25 protein-coding genes are annotated in these 24,335 nt (G+C 44.7%); 18 read left to right on the forward strand and 7 right to left on the reverse strand.

All coding sequences use genetic code 11. The features are described from left to right. Positions 1 to 13: 13 nt before the first annotated feature. The 3 genes from AC4EHK_RS15185 (at position 14) to fumC (ending at position 3,809) form a co-directional block, all read left to right on the forward strand. Positions 14 to 550 carry an NfeD family membrane protein gene (locus tag AC4EHK_RS15185; protein ID WP_490979629.1) on the forward strand — a complete coding sequence of 179 codons (537 nt, stop codon included), beginning with the start codon at positions 14 to 16 and terminating at the stop codon, positions 548 to 550. A 294-nt stretch (positions 551 to 844) separates the two neighbouring features. Next, positions 845 to 2,344, forward strand: a complete 1,500-nt coding sequence (locus AC4EHK_RS15190) for a UDP-N-acetylmuramoyl-L-alanyl-D-glutamate--2,6-diaminopimelate ligase (RefSeq protein ID WP_490979630.1) — start codon at positions 845 to 847, stop codon at positions 2,342 to 2,344. Positions 2,345 to 2,426: 82 nt separating this feature from the next. After that, positions 2,427 to 3,809 (forward strand): class II fumarate hydratase, encoded by a 1,383-nt coding sequence (fumC, locus tag AC4EHK_RS15195; RefSeq protein WP_490979631.1) that lies wholly within the window; start codon positions 2,427 to 2,429, stop codon positions 3,807 to 3,809. Positions 3,810 to 3,908: 99 nt separating this feature from the next. Here the strand turns inward: fumC and aldA are convergent, their stop codons facing one another. After that, positions 3,909 to 5,357 carry an aldehyde dehydrogenase gene (gene aldA, locus AC4EHK_RS15200; RefSeq protein WP_490979632.1) on the reverse strand — a complete coding sequence of 483 codons (1,449 nt, stop codon included), beginning with the start codon at positions 5,355 to 5,357 and terminating at the stop codon, positions 3,909 to 3,911. A 210-nt stretch (positions 5,358 to 5,567) separates the two neighbouring features. Between aldA and AC4EHK_RS15205 the strand changes: the two genes are divergently transcribed. The 6 genes from AC4EHK_RS15205 (at position 5,568) to AC4EHK_RS15230 (ending at position 10,504) form a co-directional block, all read left to right on the forward strand. After that, entirely contained in the window at positions 5,568 to 6,230 is a 663-nt protein-coding gene (locus AC4EHK_RS15205; protein WP_490979633.1) for a Dph6-related ATP pyrophosphatase, read from the forward strand. A 6-nt stretch (positions 6,231 to 6,236) separates the two neighbouring features. Then, positions 6,237 to 7,229 carry a GNAT family N-acetyltransferase gene (locus tag AC4EHK_RS15210; protein WP_490979634.1) on the forward strand — a complete coding sequence of 331 codons (993 nt, stop codon included), beginning with the start codon at positions 6,237 to 6,239 and terminating at the stop codon, positions 7,227 to 7,229. 283 nt (positions 7,230 to 7,512) lie between these two features. Next, positions 7,513 to 7,698, forward strand: a complete 186-nt coding sequence (locus tag AC4EHK_RS15215; RefSeq protein ID WP_490979635.1) for a hypothetical protein — start codon at positions 7,513 to 7,515, stop codon at positions 7,696 to 7,698. A 45-nt stretch (positions 7,699 to 7,743) separates the two neighbouring features. Then, positions 7,744 to 8,016, forward strand: a complete 273-nt coding sequence (locus tag AC4EHK_RS15220; protein ID WP_490979636.1) for a DUF4212 domain-containing protein — start codon at positions 7,744 to 7,746, stop codon at positions 8,014 to 8,016. A gap of 85 nt (positions 8,017 to 8,101) precedes the next feature. Next, positions 8,102 to 9,781 (forward strand): sodium:solute symporter family protein, encoded by a 1,680-nt coding sequence (locus AC4EHK_RS15225; RefSeq protein ID WP_490979637.1) that lies wholly within the window; start codon positions 8,102 to 8,104, stop codon positions 9,779 to 9,781. Positions 9,782 to 10,147: 366 nt separating this feature from the next. Further along, on the forward strand, positions 10,148 to 10,504 hold the full coding sequence (locus tag AC4EHK_RS15230) for a hypothetical protein (RefSeq protein WP_490979638.1): 357 nt from the start codon (positions 10,148 to 10,150) through the stop codon (positions 10,502 to 10,504). Between the two features lie 101 nt (positions 10,505 to 10,605). On the opposite strand, the gene AC4EHK_RS15235 is transcribed toward AC4EHK_RS15230, so the two are convergent. After that, on the reverse strand, positions 10,606 to 11,160 hold the full coding sequence (locus tag AC4EHK_RS15235) for a M15 family metallopeptidase (RefSeq protein ID WP_490979639.1): 555 nt from the start codon (positions 11,158 to 11,160) through the stop codon (positions 10,606 to 10,608). Between the two features lie 105 nt (positions 11,161 to 11,265). On the opposite strand from AC4EHK_RS15235, the gene AC4EHK_RS15240 reads away from it, so the two are divergent. From AC4EHK_RS15240 to AC4EHK_RS15250, 3 genes are read left to right on the forward strand one after another with little or no spacing between them, the layout of a single operon-like run. Next, entirely contained in the window at positions 11,266 to 11,997 is a 732-nt protein-coding gene (locus AC4EHK_RS15240; RefSeq protein ID WP_490979640.1) for an NADPH-dependent oxidoreductase, read from the forward strand. 39 nt (positions 11,998 to 12,036) lie between these two features. Then, on the forward strand, positions 12,037 to 12,651 hold the full coding sequence (locus AC4EHK_RS15245) for an NAD(P)-dependent oxidoreductase (protein WP_490979641.1): 615 nt from the start codon (positions 12,037 to 12,039) through the stop codon (positions 12,649 to 12,651). A gap of 24 nt (positions 12,652 to 12,675) precedes the next feature. Then, on the forward strand, positions 12,676 to 13,398 hold the full coding sequence (locus AC4EHK_RS15250) for an alpha/beta hydrolase (RefSeq protein ID WP_490979642.1): 723 nt from the start codon (positions 12,676 to 12,678) through the stop codon (positions 13,396 to 13,398). Positions 13,399 to 13,503: 105 nt separating this feature from the next. Here the strand turns inward: AC4EHK_RS15250 and AC4EHK_RS15255 are convergent, their stop codons facing one another. The 3 genes from AC4EHK_RS15255 to AC4EHK_RS15265 all read right to left on the reverse strand — a co-directional run bounded on the left by AC4EHK_RS15255 (position 13,504) and on the right by AC4EHK_RS15265 (position 15,676). After that, positions 13,504 to 13,737 carry a hypothetical protein gene (locus tag AC4EHK_RS15255; protein WP_490979643.1) on the reverse strand — a complete coding sequence of 78 codons (234 nt, stop codon included), beginning with the start codon at positions 13,735 to 13,737 and terminating at the stop codon, positions 13,504 to 13,506. 87 nt (positions 13,738 to 13,824) lie between these two features. Beyond that, positions 13,825 to 14,775, reverse strand: coding sequence for a DUF2705 family protein (locus AC4EHK_RS15260; protein ID WP_490979644.1), 951 nt, complete (start codon positions 14,773 to 14,775; stop codon positions 13,825 to 13,827). Further along, the gene (locus AC4EHK_RS15265) at positions 14,753 to 15,676 is read right to left on the reverse strand and encodes an ABC transporter ATP-binding protein (protein ID WP_490979645.1); all 924 of its coding nucleotides are present in this window, start codon (positions 15,674 to 15,676) and stop codon (positions 14,753 to 14,755) included. Before AC4EHK_RS15265 ends, AC4EHK_RS15260 begins: the two co-directional genes overlap by 23 nt. A 155-nt stretch (positions 15,677 to 15,831) precedes the next feature. Between AC4EHK_RS15265 and AC4EHK_RS15270 the strand changes: the two genes are divergently transcribed. Then, entirely contained in the window at positions 15,832 to 16,251 is a 420-nt protein-coding gene (locus AC4EHK_RS15270; RefSeq protein WP_490979646.1) for a hypothetical protein, read from the forward strand. Between the two features lie 51 nt (positions 16,252 to 16,302). On the opposite strand, the gene AC4EHK_RS15275 is transcribed toward AC4EHK_RS15270, so the two are convergent. Then, on the reverse strand, positions 16,303 to 16,557 hold the full coding sequence (locus AC4EHK_RS15275) for a hypothetical protein (RefSeq protein WP_490979647.1): 255 nt from the start codon (positions 16,555 to 16,557) through the stop codon (positions 16,303 to 16,305). After that, complete coding sequence (locus AC4EHK_RS15280; RefSeq protein WP_490979648.1) at positions 16,554 to 17,711, reverse strand: class I SAM-dependent methyltransferase; 1,158 nt, start codon at positions 17,709 to 17,711, stop codon at positions 16,554 to 16,556. The genes AC4EHK_RS15275 and AC4EHK_RS15280 overlap by 4 nt, the downstream gene beginning before the upstream one ends. Before the next feature lie 157 nt (positions 17,712 to 17,868). Between AC4EHK_RS15280 and AC4EHK_RS15285 the strand changes: the two genes are divergently transcribed. The 5 genes from AC4EHK_RS15285 (at position 17,869) to cydC (ending at position 24,327) form a co-directional block, all read left to right on the forward strand. Continuing rightward, complete coding sequence (locus tag AC4EHK_RS15285; protein WP_490979649.1) at positions 17,869 to 19,512, forward strand: AMP-binding protein; 1,644 nt, start codon at positions 17,869 to 17,871, stop codon at positions 19,510 to 19,512. Positions 19,513 to 19,708: 196 nt separating this feature from the next. Continuing rightward, positions 19,709 to 20,440, forward strand: coding sequence for a hypothetical protein (locus tag AC4EHK_RS15290; protein WP_490979650.1), 732 nt, complete (start codon positions 19,709 to 19,711; stop codon positions 20,438 to 20,440). Between the two features lie 112 nt (positions 20,441 to 20,552). Next, positions 20,553 to 20,723, forward strand: a complete 171-nt coding sequence (locus AC4EHK_RS15295; RefSeq protein WP_490979651.1) for a hypothetical protein — start codon at positions 20,553 to 20,555, stop codon at positions 20,721 to 20,723. A gap of 176 nt (positions 20,724 to 20,899) precedes the next feature. After that, positions 20,900 to 22,624, forward strand: coding sequence for a thiol reductant ABC exporter subunit CydD (gene cydD, locus AC4EHK_RS15300; RefSeq protein WP_490979652.1), 1,725 nt, complete (start codon positions 20,900 to 20,902; stop codon positions 22,622 to 22,624). Continuing rightward, entirely contained in the window at positions 22,621 to 24,327 is a 1,707-nt protein-coding gene (gene cydC / locus AC4EHK_RS15305) for a thiol reductant ABC exporter subunit CydC (protein ID WP_490979653.1), read from the forward strand. The genes cydD and cydC overlap by 4 nt, the downstream gene beginning before the upstream one ends. The last annotated feature ends 8 nt before the right edge of the window (positions 24,328 to 24,335 follow it).

The raw sequence follows: 24,335 nt of genomic DNA on the forward strand, positions 1-24,335 counted from the left end.
GGGAGGTTTTGGAATGTTTATTTTTGGCTTGTCTATGGAACAACTCTACATGTATGTCTTGCTTGCAGCAGGAGCAATGACCGTACTGTATGTGTTTTTCGGGGACATTGCCAATCATGGAAAGCCATTGCCAAAACTCGACCCAGCTGTAGTCCTGACTTTCATTACCTTTGGTTCTGCAATCGGCTTTTTGATGGAAACAGCAACGGAGTTTAATGAATGGACAGTTTTGGCGATTGCTGCAGGAGTCGCAGCCGTCTTGGCTTTATTGCTTTATTACTTTATTTTATTGCCGCTTTCTACTGCAGACTCATCAATCGGCTATTCGGAAGATCCGTTGCCTGGACAAACAGCCAAGGTGATTATTCCAATTCCTGTCGACGGATATGGAGAAGTGGTACTGGAGAGTTGTGCCGGAATGATTTCAAAACGTGCAACTGGCTATGACAATGAATCCATTGGCCAAGATGCAAAAGTATGGATTGTCGAAGTGAATAACGGTATTTTATATGTCCAGACCAGTAAACCATTAACCTGTCTAAAAAAATGAAAATCTTATATCAAAGTTAAGATTGACTCTCTTTTTTATTGGGATGCCGAGGGTTTTGATGGGCATAAGAATTTTGTATTTAAAAATAAAGAGGCTTGCTGCTCCAAGATATCATTGGAGCAACAGGCTTTTTTTGTTATAAAAAAGTACAGAAAAAAACTGCGTTTCAGAAAAATTCGACTTAATTCGACTTAAAATGTTGGCGGTATAACAGGGAAATGATAGAATAATGATACATGTTCCTGTGAAACTATAGGTATTTGACATAATTTTTTTCCCTAAGGAGCCTTTTATATGGAGATACAACTCACTAGCATTCCATCTTTCCCCGTAATCGATCAGTTTGGACCTGAAATATCTAAAATCAGTTCAATTGAATACAATTCAACACAAGTCACTCAGGACTGTGCTTTCTTTTGTGTCCCAGGAGAAAACACCGATGGACATTTGTATATTGAAGAAGCGATCGAAAACGGAGCGTCCACAATTATCGGTTCCAACAAAGGAATAATCGATGAATATGCCCAAAAAAATCCACACCTTTCATTTGCAGTAGTAGCAAATGTACGGACTGCACTTGCCCATATGTCCGACTTTTTTTACGATTCCCCTCAAAAAAACCTGTTGAAAATAGGAGTTACGGGAACCAATGGCAAAACAACCACAGCTACTTATGTGTATAATTTGTTCAATCTCTTGGGCATAGCTTGCGGTTTTATTGGAACAACAGGAATTATCGGGGCCAATGGCAAAATTCCTTTCTACAAAAGCACCCCTACCACCCCAATTTCATCTGATATTCACAAAATCTTTGACAAGTTTGTAACAGAAGGCGATCAGGCCGTCTCAATGGAAGTATCTTCTATTGCATTAGACCAAAAGCGTGTAGAAGGCATCAGTTTTGATGTGGCTATCCACACCAACATTTCAGAAGAGCATTTGGAATACCATAAGACATTTACTCATTATCTTCAGTCTAAGCTGTTGCTATTCAAGCAAGCCAAGGCTGCCGTAGTGAACATTGATGATGAAGGCATGGCTAAAGACATTCTGGAAGTGATTGATTATCCTTTTTTGACATACAGCAACCAACTGGATTCTGGTGCTGACTTGATTTGGACAGATTGTGAATCTTCGGACACAGGATTGAAGTTTGATTTGTGCTATCAAGAAAAGAGATTTCCGATACACGTGCCGCTCTATGGTGAATACAACGCGGCTAATTTGACTGCAGCGATTGGCACGGCACTTTTGTCAGATGTTCAATTAGAAGATATCTTAACGGTTCTTCCAAATATGCCTCAGGTTGAAGGCCGCTTTCAAGTGATCCATGGCCCTGAAAACCGTAAAATCATTCTGGATTATGCCCATACTCCGGTGGCGCTAGCCTCTGTATTGCAAGAAGTAAAGAAGTTGTCGCATAACCGGCTAATTGCACTGATTGCAGGCATTGGCATACGGGACTTTTCAAAAATGCCAAAAATGGCCAGAGCAGCTGAAGGGAAAGCTGACGTTCTCGTGGTCACTGTCGACCATCCAGGCGACAATGAGCCGAGTACCGTGATTGATGCGGTATTGGATGGGTTCACAATTCCTTATAAGCAGCAGGTGGTGACAGCCAATTCTCGGCGTGAAGCAGTGCTTGCAGCCTTGCAGCAAAGCGGCCCGGATGATTTAATCCTTCTTTCCAGCGGCTCAATCAACGGTGCACAAATCGTTAAAGGCGAATATATTCCGCATTCTGATGAAGCGATTATAGAAGAATTTTTCAGCAGCAAAACGGGCGATTTTTAACTGCGAAGGTCGCTTTTTTGCGCTCGGGTGTGGTTATAATAGAAGAGAAGAATACATAGACATCAGAATTGGAGTGAATGGAATGCAGTATCGTACAGAAAAAGACACCATTGGTGAAATTCAAGTTGAAGCGGACAAAATGTGGGGCGCTCAAACGCAGCGCAGCGTACAGAATTTTGAAATCGGTACAGAACGCATGCCGCATGAAGTCGTTATGGCTTTTGCCCAATTAAAAAAGGCGACAGCAAAAGCGAATCATAAACTTGGGAAGTTGTCCGAAGCGAAGATGAAAGCCGTTGAACTTGCTGCAAATGAAGTGATCGAAGGCAAATGGAACGATCATTTTCCATTGGTTGTCTGGCAGACAGGGAGCGGTACACAATCTAATATGAACATGAACGAAGTTCTGGCGCGCCGCGGCAACGAAATCCTGGCAGAACAAAATTCTGACGAAAAACTTCATCCCAATGATGATGTGAACATGTCTCAAAGCTCAAATGATACGTACCCAACAGCCATGCATGTTGCAGGAGTTTTGGCTGTAACTGAAAATCTGGTGCCGGCTGTCCAAAAGCTAAAAGCAACTTTGGATGAAAAAGCACAGCAATTTGACGAGGTTATCAAAATTGGCCGTACGCATTTGCAGGATGCAACGCCTTTGACACTTGGCCAAGAGATTAGCGGTTGGAGACATATGCTTGAAAAAAGCGAGCGCATGATTCGCGAAAGTGTGGAACATATGCGTGAATTGGCAATCGGCGGCACAGCTGTTGGAACAGGCATCAACGCGGATCCAACTTTTGGTCCTTCTGTTGCTGAATTCATCAGCGAAGCAGTTGGAACTTCTTTCACTTCTGCAGAAAACAAATTCCATGCACTGACAAGCCATGACGAAATGGTTTACACGCATGGTGCCATTAAAGCACTGGCTGCAGATGCTATGAAAATCGCCAATGACGTACGCTGGCTGGCGAGTGGTCCCCGCAGCGGAATCGGTGAAATTACGATTCCTGCCAACGAACCCGGAAGCTCGATCATGCCTGGCAAAGTCAACCCAACCCAAAGTGAAGCACTGACGATGGTCGCAGCTCAAGTAATGGGCAATGATGCAACTATCGGTTTCTCTGCAAGCCAAGGGAACTTCGAGTTGAACGTCTTCAAGCCAGTCATTGCCTACAATTTCCTGCAGTCTGTCCGTCTGTTGACAGATAGCTTGATCAGCTTTAATGACCACTGCGCTGTCGGCATTGAAGCCAACCTGGATGTTATCCAAAACCACGTCAGCAATTCGTTGATGCTGGTTACTGCATTAAACCCGCATATCGGTTACGAGAATGCGGCTGCAATCGCCAAGCAAGCACATAAAGACGGCACAACGTTAAAAGAATCTGCCGTAAACAGCGGTCATTTAACTGCTGACCAGTTTGATGAATGGGTAAAACCGGAGAACATGGTAGGGAAATAAAAAGAAGCGGCTGGGATCATCCCAGCCGCTTTTTCTAATCTATCAAGAAACAGCAAAAACACTCTTCCCCGATAAAGGAAGAGTGTTTTTTGTGTATATTTATTTGCCGTTTTGATACTGCATGTAAACCACTTGTGTAACCAAAAAGTCTTCCATGCCATGTTTGCCGTCTGCGCCTCCGAGTCCGGATTTGCGCATACCGGCGTGATAACCTTGAACCGCTTCAAAGTTTTCACGATTTACATAAGTTTCGCCAAACTTCATTTCGTTAACTACTTGCATAGCCTCGTTCAAGTCATTTGTGTAGACAGCCGATGAAAGACCGAATTCTGTATCGTTTGCTTTGTTGATTGCTTCTTCTAACGTGCTATACGTGGTGATCGGCAAGACAGGACCAAAAATCTCATCACGGATAATAGTCGAATCGTGCTCCACACTTGTTAAGATGGTCGGCTTGTAGAAAAAGCCAGAACGGCTGTTGTCGCGTTCGCCGCCAATTGCGACAGTGGCACCTTCAGTCACAGCCTGCTTAACCATGTCATGGACTGTATCGAGACGGTCTTGGCTGACAAGCGGACCAACGTCTGCGTCTTTGTTCTCGCGTGGATCTCCCAAAACTTTTGATTCAAACACAGAGATAAGTTTTTTCGTGAATTCATCTGCGACACTGTCGTGTACGTAGACCCGTTCAGCATTCGTGCAAGCCTGCCCGTTGTTTGCCAAGCGGGAAGTGGCGATGGCTTCAGCTGCCAGATCAAGATCCGCATTTTGCGTAACGATAGCGGGAGCCTTGCCTCCCAATTCCAAATTCACTTTGGTAATGTTTTTCGCTGCAGCCTCCATTACTTTGGTACCTGCTGGCACACTGCCGGTCATCGTTACCATTTGCACTTTTTCATGTGAAGCAAGGGCGTTGCCAATCTCAGAGCCTGTTCCTGTAACCACATTATAGACACCTGCTGGCACTTCATCCATTTCGTGGATGATTTTCGTGAATTCCATGGCAGTGTTCGGTGTTTGTTGGCTTGGTTTCAGGACGATTGTGCAGCCAGTGACAAAAGCAGTTGCTACTTTTCTTGCCAAAATAAAGACCGGGAAGTTCCATGGGACAATGCCGGCTACGACACCAATCGGCTTTTTATAGATGAAGATATTTTCGTTCGGGCGATCACTTGGGACGATTTCACCTTCGATGCGTCGTGCCCATTCGGACATGTAATGGAAATAGTCTATAGCCAGGTCGACTTCGCCACTTGCCAATTCATAGCTTTTTCCCTGTTCTTCTTGCAACAGGTCGATAAACGTATCGCGTCGCTCCGCAATTTTATCGCCAAGTTTACGGACAATTTTGCCGCGTTCGATGTTTGGTGTCAATTCCCATGCTTTTTGGGCCTGAGATGCAGCCTCAACTGCGCGGTCGACATCTTCTGCCGTACCTTTAGGTATTTGTGAAATAACTTCCTCAGTTGAAGGGTTAATGATGTCAATCCATTCAGTTCCTGCAGATTCTGTATATTCGCCGTTTACATATAATTTATGCTGTTGCATGTTTTGGCCTCCTTTGGGTATAGTGAAGTTTTCCCTGTGCTTTAGTGGATTAAACAGGGAAAAAGACAATAAAAAGTAAAATGCTCTTTGCAGCTTGCTACAGAGCGATTTGTATTTTAAAAATATCAAAATCACTAAGTGCAAAAGGAGTTTCCTAAAGCTGTGGCGAACTAGTTACAGCAACAGCGAATTAAAAAGAAGAGGTGTAGTATGCAAAAATCATTTGTGATGTCATGGAGCGGCGGAAAAGATTCGGCACTTGCTTATTATCGTGCAGTACTGGAAGGGCATGTGCCACTTGCTTTGTTTACAATGTTTGAAGAAGATGGCACGAAATCGCGTTCACATGGGTTGCCGCTGGAAGTTATGGAGGCACAGGCCGAACGTATGGGCTTGCCTTTGGTTATTGGAAAAGCCAGCTGGTCCGGTTATGAAAAGGAATTTATTGAACAGCTGAAGAGCTTCAAATCGCAGGGAATCGGTATGGGGGTTTATGGCGATATCGATTTGCAGGATCATTTGGATTGGGTGCAAAAAGTCAGTGCGGAAGCAGACATCGACGTGAGCCATCCGCTTTGGCAAGAGCCGAGAAAAAAACTATTGGAAGAATTGATTGATGAAGGATTCAAAGCGGTCATTACCGTGGTTGATACGAAACGATTGGACACGAGCTTTTTGGGGCGTGAGTTTACACACGAACTGATCGGTGAACTGGAAGCAGCAGGTGTAGATGCCTGCGGGGAAGAAGGGGAATTTCATACCATTATTGTAGATGGCCCTATTTTTGTAGAGCCAGTTCCGGTTCGGTTCGGAGAAAAAGTGAACGCCGGCAATTACGGGATTCTGGAAGTGAAACTCGATTCAGAGGAGTGATTGTGGATGATTCAAATGACAGGGATGGAAGAAAAGCATATTCGCCAGATGTCAGTGCTATTAGCGAAACGACATGAACGGGAACGAAAAATCTTTAGCTTTCTGCCTGAGAGATTTGAAGAAATCGATGACACAGAAGCAGTCCTTCGGAAGATATTGGAACGGCCGTTCATCAATGGCATTGTAGCGGTCAGAGGCATTGATGTCATCGGCTACCTGCTTTACGAATTTAAAGAGGATGCTAAGCACGGCCGTTACGTGTGGATGGATTATGAATCCATCGCAATCAGTGAACATGAAAATCCCCGGTTGTTGAGGCTGTTGTATGCAGATGCTGGAGCAGAGTGGGTCAAGCATGGCTATTTTCATCATGTGTTGCTGGCTCCGCTCGGCAATGAAAGAGTTATTGACCAATGGCTGGACCAATCCTTTAGCTTTGATCAAAAATACGGCATTCTTTCACTTGACGATTTTGAACCCCAGAATGGTACGCTGACGAATTTGGAATTTCGAAAAGGCGAGAGTGAAGATGCATCTTTGTTAAACAAAATGGCGATGTGGAACAGCATCCACCAAGCTGCAGCGCCCTCCTGGCTGCCGATTACGCGGGAAACGCTGGAAGATGTTAAAGAGAGCTATGAAGCATTGAGTGAGGACCAAGATGCTTATTTGTGGATGGCTGAGCAAGGAGATCAAATTGCCGGTTTCCATGTTTATTTCCGCAAAGATGATCCGATGAGTCTGGTAACACCTGAAAATTGTGCAGAGCTTCCTGCAGCTTCCACAAATCCTGATTTGCGTGGAAGGGGAGTAGGACGTGCATTGGCCAATCATTGTTTTGGCGAAATGAAGAAGCAAGGATTCGATTATATTTTTGCAGATTGGCATACGCCTAATCAACTAGCCGCTTATTTTTGGCCGCGAATGGGATTTCAGCCTATCATGGTCCGTATGACAAGGCAGATTGATCCGCGCATTGCTTGGGCGCATGGAGGATAAAGCAATTTGTTTCATCCAGCTGTTAAGAACTTTAGACATAAAAGACGTCCATTTTGAGTGCTCGGTTACTCAAAGGGCCGTCTTTTTTAGATTTCTTGCAGCTATCACCCGCTTCAAATTACACAAAAGAAACGGTTGACAATAGTTCGAAAGTTTAGAATAATTAAATATTGATAGAGCTAAAAAATACTAAAAATGGCAGGGAGGGGATATTAAAAGTTTATTTTAACAAAAATGTAGATTATCGATATGAAGACGCTTCCAAATTTAGAGGGGGATTGACATGATCTGGGTAATCGCTTTTGGTTTGATTACGATTCTTTCTGTCATAATGGGGCTGAAAAAAAGGAAGCCGCTTTTCTTCCTGCTTCCTTTTGGATCCATTTTTGCTTTTGTGTTGGTGAAAATAATTATGGTTCCTTTGCCGTTCATGGAGACAGTTCGTTTTATTTTTTACTTGAAAGGTTGAATAATGACAGATTCGGTTCGCCATTAAACGAATGGGGTGAAACTTTTGAGAAAGATTGATAAAAAGGAAGCAGATGCTTATTTTCGTATTCGTACAACCTTAGTGGCCATTTATTTGCTGATTGGGTTTAGTGCATCATTTGTGGTGGTCTTTTTTGCAGAAGAACTTTCTGGTTTCAGCGTAAATGGATTCCCTTTCCATTATTTCATGGGGGCACAAGGAGCCGTATTGATTTTTATCTTGCTGCTATTCATCAACGCCATAGTTAATGACCGCATTGACAAAAAATTTGGCCTGAGTCAAGACAGCAAGAAATAATGGCCAGCTGCATAAGTGCTTCAAAAACAGAAGACGAAAAAGCAACCAGGTAAATTTTCTAGTGACTTGATAAGGGGGGAATTTGGTGGATACACAATTTCTTGTATCACTTGCGCTTATATTGGGAACTTTTGGATTATATATTGGAATCGCTTTTTATAATTTAGCCAGAAAAACATCGGACTTTTACGTGGCAGGACGCAATGTGCCAGCTATCTTTAATGGAATGGCCATCGGTGCCGATTGGATGAGTGCCGCCTCCTTTATTGGGATGGCTGGAACTGTCATGCTTCTTGGATACGATGGTCTTGCCTATATCATGGGCTGGACAGGAGGCTACTTGTTGCTAACCTTCCTGTTGGCTCCGCAATTGAGAAAGTCAGGACGTTATACAGTTCCGGAATTTATCGGAGATCGTTACACGAGCAGTACGGCACGCTTGATAGCCGCTGTTGCTACCATCATCATTAGTTTTACGTATTCCATTGGCCAGCTTTCGGGATCTGGTGTAGTAATTGGGAGATTGCTAGAGGTAGACACGGCAATCGGAACCATAATCGGTGTAGCATTGATTGCCTTTTACTCGGCATTGGGTGGGATGAAAGGAATTACATGGACTCAGGTGGCGCAATACCTGGTCCTGATTATAGCGTATTTGATTCCTGTGATTTTCATGTCGCTGCAGCTTACAAACAATCCGTTGCCGTGGCTTTCATATGGCCAGATTATCAGCGAGCTTCAAGTGTTGGATGTGCAATTGGGAATTTCAGAATATGTGGTGCCTTTTACAGAAGCGACACGTTGGCAGTTTTTAGCTTTAATGTTTACATTGATGGCCGGAACAGCTGGGCTTCCTCACGTCATTGTCCGTTTTTATACGGTGCCGACTATGAAAGCAGCACGCTGGAGCGGAGCATGGGCATTGTTGTTCATTGGTTTGCTTTATCTTTCAGCACCAGCATATGCAGCATTTTCTCGTTTTATTCTGATGACCCAGGTTGCGGGTTCATCAATTGCTGATTTGCCTGCTTGGACGACATCCTGGGTGAATACAGGGGAACTTTCCATAGCTGATCAAAACGGCGATGGCATTTTGCAATGGTCTGAATTGGTCATCAGCCGGGACATTGTCGTCATGGCGACTCCGGAGATTGCCAACCTCGGTGTTTTCGTTGTCGGGTTGATGGCCGCTGGCGCCATGGCTGCTGCCCTTTCGACGGCAGGCGGTTTAATGATTGCCATTTCTGCTGCCCTTTCTCAGGATATTTACTACCGTTCGATTAATCCAAAGGCAACGGAAAGACAACGTCTATTGGTTGGGCGTTGGTCAATTATTATTGCGACTGTCGCTGCCGGGATTGTGGCACTGGATCCTCCGGGTGCTATCACGCAAATTGTCGCATGGGCATTTGCATTGGCATCAGGGACATTCTTCCCTGCTTTGATTTTAGGGGTTTGGTGGAAACGGGCAAACGGTCCAGGCGTTATTGCCGGAATGCTGGTCGGACTGACCGTCACTCTCATCTATATTTTCTCTGCTCAATATGGCGGATTTACCGTGTTTGGAATCATTGATACAGGTGCTGGGGTATTTGGCGCCGCTGCTGCGATCATCACCATTATTGTGGTGTCATTGGCAACCAAAGCTCCTTCTAAAGAAACACAGGAAGAAGTAATGGATCTGCGTTATCCGGAAGAAATGGTTTACCGGGACGGAGAGGTTTGGATGAAAGAAAGCTCGACAGACAGTGAAGTAAATAAATAATCAAGTCAGTCCAGCAACTCGTTAGAGGAATAAAGAGGGGGGAATCATTGATTTCTCCCTCTTTATTTTTGGTTATGGTGAAATTCTTTGTTACAAAGGCCATTTCATTGAATTATTAGATTATTCAAGAGAAGCTCTTTACTATTTCTTTCAACTTCGATAATCTAGAAGTACCAGGAAAACAATAGTGTTTCCGTCTAGCAGGTTTCAACTGGAATGTATACTGACACAATCGAAAATTTTGGTCAAATGCTGCAGAGAATAGAGCTGCCAGCAAAGCCGAAAAGCGTCTCTCGATGAGAGGGCTTTTCGGCTTTTTTGTTTGTTCAAATCGAAAAACTTTAAATAGAAAGGGCGATGGAGCACGTGTCGAAAAATCCATCTACTTGCGAAAAGAAAGTTTATTTTTATTTTTCAAAATCCAAAGGGACGCATGAAGAGGCTGGAGAGTATTTTATTACGTTATTTGCACGTTTAAGTTTAGAAATTTTTTCTTCTGAAAATCCAGTAGGCGCAGGTGAAAGTAAAACCTTCTGGGTAGATATACAAGAAGTAAAGTACGATGCGGCTTCAGTAAAAATGAAAAAGATGCCGGACTCAGTCGAGCGATTTGAAATCTCTGGAAAACTGTTTTGGGAGCTTTATAAAATTTCTCAAAAATGTCCAGAGGAACTTTATTACATAACTCCATTGTTTAATCCGCATGAACATGACAGTCGATGACTTTGTTCGGAAGATAAAAAGGCCCCGTTCGGCTGAACGGGGCTGTTGTTTTTTGTGATGCGATCCTGAAGGGTGTGCAGACCGTTGTTTACTAACAATGTCTATTCCATTTTATCTTCAGGCCGCCACCCTTGCTGCAGTTCGCGGATCGATAAGCCAAACGTCATCTCCAGGTGAGGATAATCTTTAAAGCGCTGCCAGTCACCGCCCCAGTCAAATCCTAGATTTTTGCCAATTTCTGCAACTTCAAACCAATCACTTTTCCCGTTACCATTATCGTCCCGTTCAATATCCCATACGACTGATCCGTCAGCCAGGCGCAGTGCGTAGTCGATGGCCAATCCGTAATTGTGATAGGATTCTCCTGCTTCCGCATAGGTCACAATAGATCCTGAAGAGCCACGGCCTTGATTGTGGAGGCTGTCTTGTTCTTCTGGTGAACGATAGCCATCTGTAATGAGGATGTCAATGTCGATCTCAGCTGCTTGGGCAACGAGCAAGTCCCGTTTTTCTTCTACTATGGGATGCAATCCGGAAGGCAAAGACCGTTGATCCAACTCTTTTCGAAACGCCAACTCTTTTTCAAGCCATATGAATAAGAAACCGCCAAGAACCAATAAGAAAAGGATGGAAAAAGCGGTCTTCGTATTTTTCAAATCGATTCACCTCTGTAGACTCTATTGTAGCAAAAATCACCAAAAGAGTATCGCGGCAAAGAATTTGGTACGATAGAAGAAAGGAACGGAGAGGGGATACGATCAATGGTTATCGAATTAATGAAAGCACATGCGTCTGTTAGGGATTACAAAGAAAAACAATTGTCACGTGAGGAAGTCAGCGAATTGGTTGAGGCTGCACAATACGCGGCGACCTCCCATTTTGTTCAAGCTTATTCGATTGTTTGGGTAACTGATCCCGAAAAGCGCAAAAAACTGGGCGAGTTGTCCAAAAATGCTAAGCAAATGGAAGGAGCAGGAGCGGTCTTTTTAATGTGTGCGGATTACAACCGCCTGCAGCATGCAGGGGAATTACAAGGCCAGGAAATCATTTTTGACCGTGCAGAAAACTTGATTGTTGCTGTTACGGATGTTGGCTTGCTGGCACAGAATTTGGCACTTGCAGCCGAATCGAAAGGGTACGGCATCTGCTATATTGGCGGTGTCCGAAATAATATGGAAGCAATCAGCGAACTGGTCGGATTGCCCGAAGGTGTTTTCCCTGTCTATGGTTTGACGGTAGGTGTGCCAAACGAAGCCAATGGAGTTAAACCGCGCTTGCCGGTTGAAGCCATCCTGCACGAAAATGAATACGATGAGGCAAAATACGCAACTCTTTTGCCAGAATACGACGAGACAATCCAAGCCTATTACGCCAGCCGCGGTTCAAACCAAAAAACAGCAACTTGGACTCAGCAGATGGCAGATTTTTTGAACAAGCCGCATCGAGAAGAGTTGAAAGAAATACTTGCGAAAAAGGGGTATCATTTCAAATAAACCGTGATTTTCATAGACTAAATAGGAGGAGGAATAGCAATGAAACTGGCGATATTTGGTGCGACTGGCCGAGTAGGGGGCGAAATTCTCAAACGAGCGCTTGCAGACGGCCACCACATAAAGGCCTTGGTCCGTTCCGAAAAACTCGAAGCACATCCGAACCTGGAGATTATTTTGGGTGATGTGCGAAACGTGGAAGATATTGAAAAGACCATCGCAGGGACAGCGGCAGTTTTTAGTGCGATTGGGACAGACCGGACCACAACATTGTCTGAAGCTGCACCGCTGATTGTCAAATCAATGGGAGACCACAATATTCAAAAAATAATCACTATTGGAACGGCTGGAATTCTGGACAGTCGGCTAAGCCCTGGGCTGCTTCGATATGAAGGTGGGGATTCCAAGCGGAAATTGACTTTTGCTGCAGAAGAGCACGAAGCAGTTTACCGGTTGTTTGAAAAAACCGAACTTCTTTGGACCATTGTGTGCCCTACATACTTGCCGGACGGTGAAGCGCGTGGCAATTACCGTGCGGAAAAAGACTTGTTGCCTGAAGACGGCAAAGAAATCACAGTTGGTGATACAGCAGAATTTGCCTATCGTCTGCTCGAATCACAGGAATTTATTCAGAGCCGTGTAGGCTTGGCTTACTGACAGGCTCAGATAGAAGGTGGCCAAATGAAAAAGTGGCTGTTGCGTATTGTATTGAGTATTTTAGCGCTATTGATAATTGCGATGATCAGTTTTGTTGTTTATGCTCAATTTGATTATGGGCCAAGTGAGGTCTTAACCGAAAACGTGGATTTATCTGCAGTTGAAAGTGATGGAGAAGGGCTGATTTTCCAGCCGGAATCGCCAAACGGCAAGGGAGTGATCCTCTACCAAGGCGCTAAAGTCCAAAAAGAAGCGTACGCTTATCTGGCCCAATCTTTACGTGAGCAAGGATTTGTGGTGTCGATTCCGCAATTGCCATTGAATTTTGGGATTCTCGGTTCTGGGACTGCAGGTGCTGTAATAGAGGAGCATCCGGAAGTGGAGGAATGGTTTGTTGGCGGCCATTCTTTGGGTGGGGTAGCGGCGTCATTTTATGCGGAAGACCCATCCCAAAAGCTCGCTGGACTCTTCTTTCTCGGATCCTATCCAGCAAGTGACTTTTCGGAAAGCGAGTTGCCGATGCTGTCGATCTATGGGGAGTTGGATGGCTTGTCCACGGTTGCCAGTATAGACGAGAGCCGTGAACTATTCCCGGATGACAGTCTGTTTGTGGAAATTCAAGGCGGAAATCATGCGCAGTTTGGGTTATACGGGGAACAAACAGGTGACAATCCGGCCGACATCACAGCAATTGAACAACAAGATCAAGTGGCAGAAGCATTAATTGAATGGATAAACAAAAACTGACCCGTAGATTCCGGGTCAGTTTTTGTTTATCTCGTATGTTTTGAGCTTGCGCTTTTCGGTGTCCAGACTCCAGCGCCCAGATCCTAGTGTCATAAGCCTGCCCAGCTACGTGGCAAACAACGCCACACTGCCGGTCTGTCTTATGCCCGTCGGATCTACACGGCCGCTTGCGCTTTTCTTATTGTCCAGACTCCAGCGCCCAGATCCTAGTGTCATAAGCCTGCCCAGCTGCGTGGCAAAAAACGCCACACTGCCGGTCTGTCTTATGCCCGTCGGATCTACACGGCCGCTTGCGCTTTTCTTATTGTCCAGACTCCAGCGCCCAGATCCTAGTGTCATAAGCCTGCCCAGCTACGTGGCAAAAAACGCCACACTGCCGGTCTGTCTTATGCCCGTCGGATCTACACGGCCGCTTGCGCTTTTCTATTAAGCTGTGATGTCTCTTTTTTCGAATGTCCAATAGCTGATAACCATGAATACTAGGAAGTAGACAGCCAGTACGAGCAGAGACATCGTCATGGTGATGCCCGGCATCATGAAATTGCCTGTATAAAATTGCGTCAAATCGGTATGGGTGAATAAATAGTATTTGACGATTTCGTAATCCTGCAAAAAGAAGACCGCTTGAACGCCTGTAAACATAAGGAAAATCGATAAGCCGATTGCTAAGGAGCTTGAACGGAAAACGGTTCCGAGCATAAAGGCAAATGTACTGATCATCCAGATGCTTGAAAATTTCAGGGTTGCCAGCTTGATGGCTTCTAACCAGAAAGTCGCTTCCACTACTTCAGCACCATTCCACGTAAGGAGAGTACCGTCTCCAATGCCGAAAAAGAGCAGTCCGGCAAGTGCTGTAGAAAGCAGCATAATTAAACTCAGTAGCACCGCGAACAGTAAAATCGTAATGTATTTGGAAGTGAGAATTTTCCAGCGCTTTACCGGCCGTGTCAGCAGCATTTTAATAGTTCCTTGAGAAAATTCTGTGGCTACAATACCGGCTGCCACAATAACGGTCAACAAGGTTACGAGTGACATCATCATGTGTGTATCGACCACCTGCTGCTGCATGCTGGTGTATTCGAGTGGGGCAATATCATTTTCCAAACGATGCTCGGCGATGGCAATTTGCCCTTCGTAATAATCGATCTGTGTTTCACTCAGATCAGGTTGTTCCAGCAAAAGGCTTCTGCCGTCGAGTTCCGCTTGTGTCGTCTCCTGCCAGCTTCCAACACTGTCTTCAGTGGAGGTGGCTGTAGAGTCCAACCACTTGGTAATACCAATGCCAGCAAACACAATACCAACCATCACGATGACCATAATCCAGGTCATTTTCCGGCTCCATAACTTCATCCATTCATTCTGTATGAGTCTGAGCAATTTCTCCGCCTCCTGTCATTTCGAGGAATTGGGCTTCCAAGGTTTCCCGATACGGCTGAACGGCAAAAATTTTGGCACCGGCGCCGACCAATAAGTTAATGGCTCCCGGTATGTGCTCTGCCCCAGATTCGATTAAGTAGCCTTTGTCATGTAATACTGCTGGAAATCCTGCGCCCGTCAGTACTTCGCCGACAAGCTCCAGTGGTTCTGCTTGAATATAGTAGCGGGATTGCTGGAGTTCATTAACGTTTTTAATATCGATCAATTCACCATTCTGAATAACGGCGATCCGGTCGCATAACAATTCGATTTCGGACAATAGATGGCTTGAGACGAAAACTGCGACACCACTTTCGCGAGCGATTTTCTGCAGGTACATTCGGAATTCACGGATGCCGGCCGGGTCAAGGCCGTTGGTCGGTTCATCGAGAATAAGGAATTTTGGATCGTGCAATAGTGCTTGTGCGAGTCCGAGCCGTTGGCGCATGCCAAGCGAATAAGAGCCTACTTTCTCTTTGACTCGATTCTGCATGCCAACTTGTTTGACGACTTCATCAATTCGTTGTTTGGATATGCCTTTGTGCATTCGGGAAAAATGAAGCAGGTTTTTATAGCCTGACATGTATTTGTACATTTCAGGATTTTCGACAATCACTCCGACGTTCCGAATGCTGTTCTCAAAATCCCCTTGTACAGATTTGCCATCAATCCAAACCTCTCCTTCTGTAGGCTTCATTAGGCCGACCATCATTCGGATAGTTGTGGTTTTCCCGGCTCCGTTGGGCCCCAGAAATCCTGTAATTTCGCCTTTGTGCAAATCCAGGTTGAGATTTTTGATGATTTTTTTGTTTCCGATCGTTTTCGATAGCTTTTTGATTTGAACGATCGCTTGTTCAGCCATATCTTACACCTGCCTTCTCTATATTTGTGCCAGTAGTAATAACGAACCAGAAGGGGTAAAGTTTCACTTTTATCAATGATGTGGACTAATGAGTGCATAATACAACCAAGAAAGGGGAATAACAACAACATAGAAAAATGATGGAGGGATTGGCGATGGAGGAATTGAAGGACAAAGAACAGATTCTAATAGCATATTATACCCAATACTACAAAGGCGCGAGCGTTCAGGATATCAAACAATTGGATCAGCACCTATTGCAGGAAGTAGGCGAAGAAAGATACGTAGCTGCAATGCAAGAACTGACAGATGAAGGGCTAGTTTTTGGAATTGAAAAAGTGCTGGAACGCGAAAAAGAGGGACAGGACAGTCCAATGGCAACGAATGAGGGAATGCTGTACGTTAACAGCATTTTAAATCTCCAATCCGATGCAGTAGAGGAACATCAATTGGATTATTTGGAAAACAACCTGAAAACCAGCAATCTAAAGTTCACGTTAAAACCGGTAGAGAACTACGTATACAAAACTATTGAGCAGCAGGCACAGCAAAAGCCGAACGAAAACTCTCCTTAAAAACTAAAAAAAAAACGATGGCCACTTATGGCTGTCGTTTTTTTTGAATTGCTACAACTTGAAGATGAAAAACGCCAGAAAAATAGAGATGATGACCAATGTGTTGACCGCAAAAGATGCCCGTTTGCTGACTGGTTTATCAAGAGAGGGAAACCGTTCGACAATGCGCATGGCTCCGTAAATAAGGGCAACCAGTAGCAGCAAAGTTACAACAAGGTTCATGTCGTAAATGCGGACATCGATAAAGCGAATCAAAACGACCGAAAAAGCTAAAATAATGCCATTTACCAGGTTTTTTTGTTTCATAAATACTCCTTTAATTCGTTTTCAAGAAACGGTTTAGCTGATAGGAGCGAAGCAAACTGGCGGTAGCGTTCAAATTGTCCAGCAGCCGGTTTGCGACCGGTTTTATAAGCGCGGATCAAAATGTTCTTTGGGGTATGCTCCATATCGATAAATTCCATCAATTGTGTTTCATAACCGACCAGCGACAGCAGTTCGGCACGGATAGAGTCGGTCGCCAAAGCGCTGAACCGCTCTTTAATCAGTCCGTGCTGAAGCATAATGCCAAGTTCCGGTGCATCGATTTGGCTGTTTAACTCATGCTGGCAGCAAGGAACGCTCAAAATAACTTTGGCATCCCATTTAACGGCGCGTGCTAGGGCCATATCCGTCGCTACGTCACAGGCGTGCAAAGTGACGACCATATCAACTGCTGACTCATCATTGTAATCGTTGATGTCGCCAACCAGGAATTCCAACTGTTCGTAGCGGAGGTCCTGTGCGATTTGCTGGCATTCTTCTATCACTTCTTTTTTCAAATCAAGGCCGGTGACGCGGAGATCCAGTCCTTTTTCGATGCGCAAATAGTGGTAAAGCGCAAAGGTCAAATAGGATTTTCCAGAGCCAAAATCGAGAATCCGGACAGTGCGGTCCTGCGGCAAGTGGGCAAGTGCATCGTCAATAAACTCGATAAAGCGATTGATCTGGCGGAACTTATCGTATTTCTGTTTTTTCACTTTGCCGTCTGAACTTTGCACGCCAAGGCGAACGAGAAACGGATACGGTATGCCATCTTCCAGCAGGTACTGCTTTTTGCGGTTGTGCGACAGCACTGCCTGTTTCTCGCCGGTTTGTTCTGCTTTCCAGCTGACTTTGAATTTCTTGGTCAATTGAATCTGTACTTTTTCGTCTGTAAACTGAAACAAGGCTTGGCGAAAATCGGCGAACAAAGCAGCCAACTTTCTCGTTGCTTCTTCAACTGGCAGATTTTCATGTTTTAAGACATGCTCGTGCTGATACTCGAATTGAATTAGGTATTCATTTTTTATCTCAACGGGCTTTAGCTTGATTCGCTTGATGTCACTTGATTTGAGCCTTGGCTGGCTGATGGTTGCAGACACCAGTTGCTGCTGCAAAAGGCGTTCGGTAAGTTGGTCGTGCATTGTTTGTAAGTCCATGGTCGATCCCTTCCATTGCATGTAGTTCTTTTAGTTTATCATGCCGCGCAAGGTAAGGGCGAGTTGTCCGTTTTGGACGCAGAGCAGGAGCAAGCAATTTGGAATTTTATGATAATATATAGAAGAATGAGAGCGTTTTCAAATAGGGGGATGGAAAATGGTTAGTTTACAGAAGACAGTTGGACAAGTAGTAAAAGAACAGGCCGCGCAACATCCGGAAACGGAAGCTTATGTCTACCCAGAGCACGGCATCCGAAAATCCTATAAGGAATTTGACGAAGAAACCGATCGTCTGGCAAAAGCGTTTATCGGCATCGGTATTGAAAAAGGGGAGCATGTGGCCATTTGGTCAGACAACAAGCGCGAGTGGCTTTTAAGTCAATTCGCCACCGGCAAAATGGGCGGTGTGCTGGTGACAGTCAATACCAGCTACCAGTCCAGCGAACTGGAATATTTATTGGAGCAGTCGGACGCGACAACTTTAATATTGGGAGAAGAGTTTAAAGGGACCAGCTATATAGACATTCTCAACACGGTTTGTCCTGAACTAGCAACAGCCGATAAAGGAGAAATCAGCAGCAAGAAGCTACCTCATCTGAAGCGGGTTATTGTCATGAGCAGCAACAGTTATCCAGGAATTTACTCGTGGAATGAATTCGAGGCTTTTGCTGATGGAGTCAGCGACGTGCAGTTTGAGGAGCGCTTCCGTTCGATGGATCCTGACGATGTCATTAACATTCAATATACGTCCGGCACGACCGGGTTTCCCAAAGGCGTGATGCTGACACATCTCAATGTCGTCAACAATGGCAAGCTGATAGGGGACACCATGAACTTGACGGAAAAGGACCGGCTATGCATTCCGGTGCCCTTTTTCCATTGTTTTGGCTGCGTTCTTGGAACAATAGCAGCGGTGACGCATTCCACAACGATGGTCATTGCGGAGCAGTTTGATCCAAAACGCGTCCTGCAGATGGTACAGGACGAAAAATGCACGGGGCTTCACGGCGTACCGACGATGTTCATTGCCGAATTGAACCATCCGGAATTTGCGTCATTTGATACATCCACGCTTCGCACGGGCATTATGGCAGGATCGCCTTGTCCGATTGAAGTCATGAAGAAAGTCATCCATGATATGGGCGCTTCGGAAATCACCATCGCTTACGGGCAAACCGAATCATCACCGGTCATCACGCAGACGCGGGCAGATGACGATATTGAAAAGCGGGTATCCACTGTCGGCAAGCCGCATACTGGAGTGGAAGTGAAAATTATCGATCCAGTGACAGGTGAAAGAGTTGAGACAGGCATCCCCGGAGAGCTTTGTACAAGAGGCTATCATGTTATGAAAGGCTATTATAAAAATGAAGAAGCCACCAAAGCCGCCATCGATTCTGAAGGGTGGCTTCATACCGGCGACATTGCGGTTGAAGACGAAGACGGCTATATTGCCATTACCGGACGCATCAAAGATATGGTGATCCGCGGAGGAGAAAACATTTATCCGCGCGAAATCGAAGAATTTCTTTACCAGCATCCTTCCGTTCAAGATGTTCAAGTGGTTGGTGTACCGGATCCGAAGTATGGAGAAGAATTGATGGCGTGGGTAATCCTGAAAGAAGGGCAAGAGCTGGATGCAGAAGAGTTGAGAGTTTATTGCAAGGGTAAAATTTCACGCCACAAAATACCGCGTTACATTGAATTCACCAAAGAATATCCGATGACGGCTTCCGGAAAAATCCAGAAGTTTAAGCTGCGTGAACTATCCGTTGAGCATAGTCGGCAAGCAGAAGTCTAAGGGAGAGAAGGGTATGGAGTAAAAGCGTCTTTCAGGACGCTTTTTTATTTTTGAAGTTTTATAGAAGAAAGAGGCACAAATCATCCGTGTTGTTTACACCATTGCTGCTGAGGGGAGACAACTAGTAAAGCGAGAAATCTTACACAAGAGAGTATCCGATTCTGAACGATCCACACCAACCGAAAGGAGAAAACGGATGCTTGGTCTTAGTTTTATTTTTGCCATTGGATTTGTATTGATTCATCTTTTTTCAAAACGTTTAAAGTTGTTGAAGGTGTTGCCGCGCAGTCGATTTCTTTCGATCGCCGGTGGCATATCAGTTGCTTATGTATTTTTGCATTTATTGCCGGAACTGAGCGTTTTCCAAGAAGAGCTCCAAGGAGAGCTCGAAAACAGCAGCCTGCAATTTCTGGAAAATCATATATACTTGATTGCAATGGCCGGGCTGGTAATTTTTTATGCTTTAGAGCATTCAGTCAAAACTTCCAAGAGAAAGAACAAACATTCAGGTCAGCCGAAAGCGGCGTCAGGTGTTTTCTGGGTTCATATTATTTCGTTCGCTTTGTACAATAGTGTCATCAGCTATCTCCTCGTCAGGGAAGAATATGGAGATGCTTGGGGAATGTTCTTGTTCTTTATAGCAATGGGGGTTCATTTTATAACCAATGACAAGGGATTGCGTGCCACTCATCAAGAAGAGTACGATCAATACGGCAGATGGCTGTTGGCTGCAGCAATTCTTGTGGGATGGGCAATTGGAGCTTTTGCAGATGTCCACGAGTGGATTATTTCGGTGCTTACCGCTTTCTTGGCAGGCGGTGTTATTTTAAACGTCTTGAAAGAAGAACTGCCAGAAGAAAGGGAAAGCAGTTTGCTCTCTTTTTGTGTCGGATTAACGTCATATTCTGTTTTATTGTTATTTTTATGAGGAATAGACTTTTTTATAATAGTAAAATATGAATTTTTTGGTATAATAGACTTATGGTGATGGGTAATAAAGCTTAGTGTATATAACGGCTTACCATAAGAGGGTGGTTGCAGTGATCACAGAAGAAGAGTTCGCCATTTTCGAATATGAACTGTTTAAGCTAATGGATGAATACCGAAGATGTGTTGATGAATCCTTGAAACTGAAAATACAAGAAGACATGGTTTGGTTAAGAACGGCCATTTTTTCAATAAATTCTTATGAAGAGACAATTGAACAGTAATAATCCAACCTTGCGGTCCAAATTTCCGCAAGGTTTTTTATGTCGAGACAACTTAAGTATTTGTGAACAATACTGTAACAAAGCTTCGGATTAATGCCGTTGGCGTGGGCACTTGACGGGGGTTTGGACATCGCATGCTTTATAATAAGAGGAGGTAAAGCGAAGGAGAGAATGGCATGAACGACTTAAAACAGCTGGCATTCCAACGGAAAAACATGATGGCCTTTCTGGCAGCGGCATCGCTTTTAAAAGGAATCGCTACAATCGGACAAGCCTTATTTTTTGTGTTTATTGCAGATCGTGTTTTTCTTCAGAATGCAGCATTCGAAAGCTTGTTGCCACTGTTTGGTGGATTGTTCGCAGCAATTCTGCTGCGTGTAGGAGCTGGATACGCCATCGGCAGAGCAGGGGTCAATCTGGCTGCTGATGTGAAACATGAATTTCGAACCAACTTAATCAAGTCTTTTGCTGAAAATCCATTGCTGTCTGCAGCTCAAGGACAGTCTGGCCAAAAAGTTAGCCTGTTAATGGATGCGGTGGATGAAGTAGATGGCTTTTTCAGTAAATACATTCCACAAATGATCCAAACTTATATTATTCCACTCTTGTTATTGGGTGTTATCTTCACTCAGAACTGGACGACCGGTGTCATCATTTTAATCACGGCGCCGTTTATTCCAATTTTCATGGCCATGGTCGGAAAAGGAACAAAGAAAAAAGCCGATGAAAAAATGGAGCAGCTCAACCAATTCTCCGGTACTTTTCTGGATGTTTTGCAAGGCTTGTCCACGCTCAAATTATTTGGACAGGCTGAAAAGCAGCAAAAAGCTATTCGGAAAAGCAGTTTAAGCTTTCGCGATTCAACGATGGAAGTATTAAAATCAGCATTTTTATCATCATTGATGCTGGAGTACATTTCCATGCTGAGCATCGGGATTGTCGCATTGGAAATTGGTCTGCGCCTTGTCGTTTTTGACAGCATCAGCTTTTTCACTGCATTTTTCATTTTGATTTTAGTACCGGATTTCTTTAATTTACTGAAGGATTTCGGAAGTGCTTTCCATACGGCACGCGGCAGTGTATCAGCAGCTAAGCAGTTGGGGACAGAGCTTGAAAAAAATCACTCGCCGTTAACTTGGGGAACTGAAACCATTGCGCCTGAGCCGCCTCATTTGTCTCTGGAAGGCTTGTCTTTTCAATATGGAGAAGGGTTTGCGCTTGCTCCACTAAGTGTAGAAATCGGACCTTACAGCCAAGTGGCGATTGTTGGCAAAAGCGGCTCCGGAAAAACGACATTGATGCACTTACTGGCTGGCTTGTTGCCGCAAGGTGAGGGCAGCTTGATGATCAACGGAGTTCCACGTGAAACCGTCAGTGAAAAGTCCTGGTTTGACCAGTTAAGCTATATCTCTCAAAATCCTTATCTGTTTGCTGGAACCATTCGGGAAAATATGGAGATGGGTGCCAACCGTCAAGTCAGCAATGAAGAAGTGCTGGCTGCTGCTGAAAAGGCGGGCATTGCAGAGATGATTTCAACGCTTGAACACGGATTTGAAACGCCAATTGGTGAAGCGGGACGCGGACTATCAGGTGGAGAAAAACAGCGGATTGCGCTGGCACGCGCTTTCTTAAAGAAACCGTCGCTCATCCTATTTGATGAACCGACAACCGGTTTGGATCTGCGGACCGAACAAATTCTGCAGGCTTCACTCCGTGAGTTGCAAAAAACATCCACAGTTATCACGGTTGCTCATCGCCTTCACACAATTAAAGGGGCGGATCTGATTTTCTTTTTGGAAAACGGCAAACTAGAAGCCGCGGGCAGCCATGATGAACTGCTGCAATATTATAGTCCCTACCAAGAGATGCTCGCAGCACAGCAGGGAGGTGGCGTGCGATGAACGAATTAAAGCATGTTTTGAAATTAACATTGATTGAGAAAAGAGATGTATCCATCGCCATCTTTTTTGGATTTATAGCAGGTGTAGCGAGTGTGGCATTGATGGGATCAAGCGGTTATTTAATTTCCAAAGCTGCCCTGACTTCTCAAATGACAACTCTAGTTGTGATGGCAGCCTGCCTAAAATTATTTGGTTTTATTTCGGCATTGAGCCGCTACGGGGAGCGTTTGTATTCCCACCGAGCAACATTCACTATGCTTAGCCATTTAAGAGTGTCCTTTTTTGATCGGCTCTCTCCGCTTGCGCCTGGAATATTTGGCAAGTACCGGAGTGGGGATTTACTGTCCCGAATCGTTGGGGACGTAGAAAGCCTGCAGAATTTTCTGTTGCGCGTTTTTTACCCGCCGGTTGTACTGGGCATTGTTTTTTTAAGCACCATTTTCTTCAGTTCATTCTTCTCCATGGGAATTGCAGCTGTGATGTTCATCGGAATGCTGTTGACGGTTGTCGTGGTTCCGGCTCTTTTTTCGATTCGAAAACGCCGGACAGATGGACAAACAAGAGCCAAGCGCGGAAGTTTAGCAATTGAAGCGACAGAATTTCTTTATGGTTTTAGGGATCTGAAAATCCATCAGCAACTTAACGCAAAAGAACAGCAGCTGGCAAATGATGCGGGGCAATATAATGAAGGGCAGCGAAAAGAAGGACTGGAAGAAAACCTGGCCCAGTCTATCAATTCGCTGGTGGCATTGTTGGTATCATTTTTCGTACTGGGTGTCGGTGCGTATTTTGTCGCAGCAGGTGAGCTGAATGGGTTGTATTTGGCGATGCTCGTTATGATATCCATTGCTGCTTTTGAAAATGTAGCCCCAATGGCGGCATTTCCGGCATATTTTGAAGAAAGCCGAAAAGCTGCCGTGCGCTTAGAAGAAATTGTTGCAGAACCGCTTACGCCTCGAGGAACCGAACAGCTTCCGGAAGGGCCGCTTGATATAAAACTGACAGGAGCCTCTTTCAGCTATCCAGGAGAAAAGAAACTGGCAATTGACGATGTTTCCATCCACTTAGAGCCAGGCACAAAAACCGCAATTGTCGGGCCCAGCGGTTCAGGTAAATCGACGCTCATGCAGTTGCTGCTGAACGTTTTCCCACTTGAACACGGGCAATTATCAATTGGCGGAAAACCTGTCGAAACGCTTCAACAGGAAACTATCTGGCAGAAAATGAATGTCGTGCTCCAGGAAAATCATTTTTTCTATGGTACGGTACGCAGCAATCTGCTGATTGCCGACCCGGAAGCAAGTGATGAAAAAATGGAATCAGCTTTAGCCCAAGTTCAACTTGAATTGTTTCCACTGTCAATGGCCGTAGAAGAAAAAGGGCAAAATTTGTCTGGCGGCCAAAAGCAGCGTCTCGCAATTGCACGTGCTCTCCTGAAAGGCCAATCATTATGGCTTCTTGATGAACCGGTTTCTTCGGTAGACAGCCTAACCGGCCAAGTCATTTATAATGAACTATTCCAGCAAGGCAAGGAAGATCTATTTGTTACGATCAGTCATGATTTGGCAGGGCTTGAAAAAATGGATCAAATTATCGTCATGGAGAACGGCCGCATCGTAGAAAGCGGATCGTACGAAGAACTAATGGAAAGAAAGTCGTATTTCCATCAATTGAAACAAATCGAAAACAGTGTATTCGCCTAGAAAAGCGG

Source organism: Planococcus sp. TJ-307 (assembly GCF_058268435.1).

Coding starts and splice junctions, on each gene's coding strand:
- AC4EHK_RS15185 (WP_490979629.1), top strand. CDS start 14: ATGTTTATTTTTGGCTTGTCTATGGAACAACTCTACATGTATGTCTTG.
- AC4EHK_RS15190 (WP_490979630.1), top strand. CDS start 845: ATGGAGATACAACTCACTAGCATTCCATCTTTCCCCGTAATCGATCAG.
- fumC (WP_490979631.1), top strand. CDS start 2,427: ATGCAGTATCGTACAGAAAAAGACACCATTGGTGAAATTCAAGTTGAA.
- aldA (WP_490979632.1), bottom strand. CDS start 5,357: ATGCAACAGCATAAATTATATGTAAACGGCGAATATACAGAATCTGCA.
- AC4EHK_RS15205 (WP_490979633.1), top strand. CDS start 5,568: ATGCAAAAATCATTTGTGATGTCATGGAGCGGCGGAAAAGATTCGGCA.
- AC4EHK_RS15210 (WP_490979634.1), top strand. CDS start 6,237: ATGATTCAAATGACAGGGATGGAAGAAAAGCATATTCGCCAGATGTCA.
- AC4EHK_RS15215 (WP_490979635.1), top strand. CDS start 7,513: ATGATCTGGGTAATCGCTTTTGGTTTGATTACGATTCTTTCTGTCATA.
- AC4EHK_RS15240 (WP_490979640.1), top strand. CDS start 11,266: ATGGTTATCGAATTAATGAAAGCACATGCGTCTGTTAGGGATTACAAA.
- AC4EHK_RS15245 (WP_490979641.1), top strand. CDS start 12,037: ATGAAACTGGCGATATTTGGTGCGACTGGCCGAGTAGGGGGCGAAATT.
- AC4EHK_RS15250 (WP_490979642.1), top strand. CDS start 12,676: ATGAAAAAGTGGCTGTTGCGTATTGTATTGAGTATTTTAGCGCTATTG.
- AC4EHK_RS15255 (WP_490979643.1), bottom strand. CDS start 13,737: ATGACACTAGGATCTGGGCGCTGGAGTCTGGACAATAAGAAAAGCGCA.
- AC4EHK_RS15265 (WP_490979645.1), bottom strand. CDS start 15,676: ATGGCTGAACAAGCGATCGTTCAAATCAAAAAGCTATCGAAAACGATC.
- AC4EHK_RS15270 (WP_490979646.1), top strand. CDS start 15,832: ATGGAGGAATTGAAGGACAAAGAACAGATTCTAATAGCATATTATACC.
- AC4EHK_RS15275 (WP_490979647.1), bottom strand. CDS start 16,557: ATGAAACAAAAAAACCTGGTAAATGGCATTATTTTAGCTTTTTCGGTC.
- AC4EHK_RS15280 (WP_490979648.1), bottom strand. CDS start 17,711: ATGGACTTACAAACAATGCACGACCAACTTACCGAACGCCTTTTGCAG.
- AC4EHK_RS15285 (WP_490979649.1), top strand. CDS start 17,869: ATGGTTAGTTTACAGAAGACAGTTGGACAAGTAGTAAAAGAACAGGCC.
- AC4EHK_RS15290 (WP_490979650.1), top strand. CDS start 19,709: ATGCTTGGTCTTAGTTTTATTTTTGCCATTGGATTTGTATTGATTCAT.
- cydD (WP_490979652.1), top strand. CDS start 20,900: ATGAACGACTTAAAACAGCTGGCATTCCAACGGAAAAACATGATGGCC.
- cydC (WP_490979653.1), top strand. CDS start 22,621: ATGAACGAATTAAAGCATGTTTTGAAATTAACATTGATTGAGAAAAGA.